We start from the raw sequence: 3,836 nt of genomic DNA, 5'->3' as shown, positions 1-3,836 counted from the left end.
GCCAAAACGCTGATTTTGGACGAGCCGACGACCGGAATTTCGGCCTCTCAAAAGACGGCGCTGTTTGAGGCAATGAAGCAGTTGGCGACAGAAGGAAAGTCGATCATTTTCGTTTCCCACAAGCTCGAAGATGTTGAAGAATTGTGCGATCGCGTTACCGTTCTGCGTCAGGGCAAACTGATGGGCCATGCCGAGATTCCTTGTCCTGATGAAATCTTGATCGACCTGATGTTTGGACGCGAACTGGCACTGCCGATGAAGCCCAAAACTCGCCAGGAAACGCCCTCTCTCCAGCTTGAAGCCGTTCGTTTGGTCACCGATCGCTTAACGCTAAACATGGGCAACCTCACCGTCTATCAAGGAGAAGTCATCGGGTTGGCCGGACTCGAAGGCAGCGGACAACAACAGCTTTTATTACTCTGTGCGGGACTGCTCAAAGCGTCCACAGGGCGAGTCATCATCGACAACGTAGACATGACCCACAAACCCTACCGCGATTATTTGAATAATGGAATTGGCTATTCTCCCGCCGATCGCCTCAAAGAAGGTCTGGTTTCGGGGCTGACGATTCATGATCATGTGGCCCTTCGTACACCGTCGCGCAGCCTGTTTGTAGATTGGAAAGAAACGCTCAAGCAGACGGTGCAAGCGATCGCAATGTTCAACATTCGCGGCAACTCTAACACACGAGTCGAACGGCTATCAGGCGGCAATCAACAACGCACACAACTGGCTCTGTTACCCGTACCGCTGAATCTGTTGCTCATGGAGCATCCCACCCGTGGATTGGATATCGAATCGGTGTTGTGGGTGTGGCAGCAGCTCATCGCCCGATGTCAGGGAGGAACAAGCATTTTGTTTATGTCCTCTGATTTGGATGAAATTATGCAGTACAGCGATCGCGTGATCGTACTCAGTGGCGGACAGGCATCCGAGCCGATCGCGGTTGAAGATCTGACGGTCGATCGTCTGGGTCAAATGATCGGAGGACGACTCAGTGAGCGCGTCGAATCCTCAATTCGCTAAACAAACCCGCACCAAAATTTCTATCTTAAAGTCCCCCAAATTGGGGGGTTGGGGGGCAGAAGCGTTAAACAACGAAGCCAAAAACCATTATCGAATTCATGTCAAACAACCCGTTAAATAAATAGTGTTTGGAATGGAGAAAATGACACTTGTTTCTAAATCTCTGGTGTATCAACTGATTGCGATCGTCGTGGCGCTCGTTTTCATTGCGATCGTGATTGTTTTAGTCGGGGCTTCTCCGCTAGAAGTCGTCAGCAAAATGTGGACGGGAGCCTTTGGGACAGTGGGGCAGTTTGCGAGAGTGGTGGCCACGCTTTCACCGCTTTTACTCTGTGCCAGTGGATTGTTATTTACTTTTACAGCAGGCTTGTACAACTTGGGTATCGAAGGGCAGATTGCGTTTGGAGCGATCGCCGCCACGTTGATGATGCGCCTGACTCAAGATGCTTTTCCGCCTGCGCTGGTGATTCTCTTAGCCATTGTTGCGGGTGGTTTGGGTGGAGTCATTTGGGGATTGCTGGCGGGTATTTTGAATGTGTACGGTCGCATTAACGAAATTTTTGCCGGACTGGGTTTAAACTTTGTCGCGGATGGATTGGCGCTGTATTTAATTTTTGGGCCGTGGAAGCGTGACGGCGTTGCGTCAATGAGTGGAACTGAGCAGTTTCGCGAATCTCTCTGGCTGCCCACATTTGGTAAGACGGATGCGAGTCCTATAGCATTGCTTTTAGCGATCGCTTCCGTAATCATCACCCTGATCGTCTTGCGAGGCACTTATTTTGGGTTGCGTCTGAGAGCCGTGGGTCAAAATCTTCGCGCTTCCTATATATTAGGCATTCCTTCGATTCGTCAATTGCTGAGTGCATTTGCGATTTGTGGCGGTTTCGCAGGAATTGCAGGCGCGTTACAGGTTTTAGCCGTGTTTCATCGCTTAATTCCCAGCATTTCGAGTGGGTTGGGCTATCTTGCTCTACTGGTTGCGATGTTAGTTGGGTTTAATGCCTGGATGATTTTACCGATCGCCCTCTTCTTCAGTGCATTAAACATTGGTAGCCTACAACTGCCGCTAGAACTCAGTCTAGAATCTTCTCTTTCGGGTGTGATTCAAGAAACGCTGGTGCTGTTTATTCTCTTAGGGCGAGGCTTGAGCGAAACGGTGAAATGGGGAGCTTTGCGCGATCGCTTGCCCATTCGACGATCGACCAGTGCCTAACTCCCCATTGTTTACTTCAAATTTACTTCAACGCCTGTGCAGCACAAGATTGAACGATTTGAGTCATCTCACGACGCATCGGCTTATTTGCCCCAAGTTCGTCGCTAATTTTGATAAATTCTGTCAGCGTGTATTGGTTTTGAATGCCGTCGATCGAGCAGCTACAAATTTTTCTCATTACAGCCGGATCGACACTTTTGCCGCCCGATGTGCAAGAATCAACAAAAATCTGGACAACTTGCTCAGGATAAGGGTTTACAGGGGCTTTCTTTGTGGTTCCTTGAGCGTTGGACGAGTTGGGAGAAAGGGTGAATGCAACCGTTAGCAGACAAGTGCTGAAAGTAAAAATTGCAGGAAGCCGACGTGCCTCCTTGCGGGTATCTCGTAGAGATCGCATTGTGATTCTCCTGATCAAAAGTTTAGGGTTCATCCTCGTATCGTAATTCCTGAAATTGGGCAAATCGGAGACTTTGGAGACACTTCATAAAATCTAAATCATAAAATCTGAACTTTGGCTCACTTAAATTCACTTAGATACAGGACTGATGTGATGAATTTTGCACAATTTATGCCAATTTTGGCGACAGCGATCGCCACCTCTACGCCCCTCGTTTTTGCCTGCCTGGGTGAAACCGTCACCGAACGCGCCGGGGTGATCAATCTCTCCGCCGAAGGCACAATTTTGCTGGGTGCAATGACCAGCTTTGCGATCGCCAAAACCCTCGAATCCACCGGAGCCGTCCCCAGTCTAATTTTGGGCTTTGCGGGTGCGGCCGGCGTAGGGGCACTGATTGCCCTGATTGTCGCCCTAGGAACCCTGACGCTCAAACAATCTCAGGTGGCGATCGGCTTTGTGTTGGCGCTACTGGCTGCAAATTTGTCTTCGTTTTTGGGCAACTCGTTTGTGAGAATTCCCGGCCCGACGGTGCCCAGCTTCAAGATTCCCGTGTTGCAGCATATTCCTCTTTTAGGCGAACTATTTTTTAGCAGTGATCTGTTGGTTTACCTTAGCTATGCAGCGATCGCTCTGATCTGGGTTTACTTTTATCGGACTCGTGCTGGCTTGATGCTCAGAGCGATCGGCGAACAGCCCAATGCTGCCTTTGCCAGAGGCACGAATGTCGTTTTGATGCGCTATCTCTACACGGCGATCGGGGGAGCCATGACAGGGATGGCGGGAGCCGCATTCTCGTTAGACTTCAAGGCTGGATGGAGTCATTTACATACCGCGGGCTATGGATGGATAGCATTAGCGATCGTGATCTTTGGGGGTTGGAATCCATTGCGCGTCGCGTTGAGTTGTTATCTATTTGGCATCCTACAATCGTTAGCCAGCGTTGCTCAAAGTACAATTCCTGACATTCCGACTCAGGTTTTTACAGTCGCCCCGTTTATGTTGATGATTCTATTTCTCGTGTTGACTTCGAGTGAGTGGTTAGAGCGATTGTTGAAACTGTTACCTTCTCCAATCGATCGTACGGCTTCAGAACTGATTCGCAGCACGCCGCCCGCCGCTTTAGGCAAAATATTTGAGCAAGATTAGGCTTTGTTGCATGATTAGAAAAACGGTCAGATCCGCATTGGAATAGTCTTGGTA

Annotated in this window: 4 protein-coding genes; 3 read left to right on the top strand and 1 reads right to left on the bottom strand. The window is 49.5% G+C overall.

Annotated features, from left to right (window positions below):
• Both ACJ2PR_RS35340 and ACJ2PR_RS35335 read left to right on the top strand, forming a co-directional pair.
• The coding region (locus ACJ2PR_RS35340; protein ID WP_446880558.1) for an ATP-binding cassette domain-containing protein at nucleotides 1-1,026 on the top strand (1,026 nt) is incomplete at its 5' end.
• A 142-nt stretch (nucleotides 1,027-1,168) separates the two neighbouring features.
• Nucleotides 1,169-2,239: an ABC transporter permease gene (locus tag ACJ2PR_RS35335; RefSeq protein ID WP_446880557.1), complete on the top strand. Its 1,071-nt coding sequence runs from the start codon at nucleotides 1,169-1,171 to the stop codon at nucleotides 2,237-2,239.
• 22 nt (nucleotides 2,240-2,261) lie between these two features.
• Here the strand turns inward: ACJ2PR_RS35335 and ACJ2PR_RS35330 are convergent, their stop codons facing one another.
• The gene (locus ACJ2PR_RS35330) at nucleotides 2,262-2,636 is read right to left on the bottom strand and encodes a hypothetical protein (RefSeq protein WP_446871621.1); all 375 of its coding nucleotides are present in this window, start codon (nucleotides 2,634-2,636) and stop codon (nucleotides 2,262-2,264) included.
• 153 nt (nucleotides 2,637-2,789) lie between these two features.
• Between ACJ2PR_RS35330 and ACJ2PR_RS35325 the strand changes: the two genes are divergently transcribed.
• The gene (locus ACJ2PR_RS35325; protein ID WP_446859886.1) at nucleotides 2,790-3,782 is read left to right on the top strand and encodes an ABC transporter permease; all 993 of its coding nucleotides are present in this window, start codon (nucleotides 2,790-2,792) and stop codon (nucleotides 3,780-3,782) included.
• Nucleotides 3,783-3,836 lie beyond the last annotated feature (54 nt).

The organism is Phormidesmis sp. 146-33, from assembly GCF_052939515.1.
The sequence above is the reverse complement of the archived record's forward strand: the minus strand, read 5'-3'. Positions and strand labels throughout refer to the sequence as shown.

Coding starts and splice junctions, on each gene's coding strand:
- ACJ2PR_RS35325 (WP_446859886.1), top strand. CDS start 2,790: ATGAATTTTGCACAATTTATGCCAATTTTGGCGACAGCGATCGCCACC.
- ACJ2PR_RS35335 (WP_446880557.1), top strand. CDS start 1,169: ATGACACTTGTTTCTAAATCTCTGGTGTATCAACTGATTGCGATCGTC.
- ACJ2PR_RS35330 (WP_446871621.1), bottom strand. CDS start 2,636: ATGCGATCTCTACGAGATACCCGCAAGGAGGCACGTCGGCTTCCTGCA.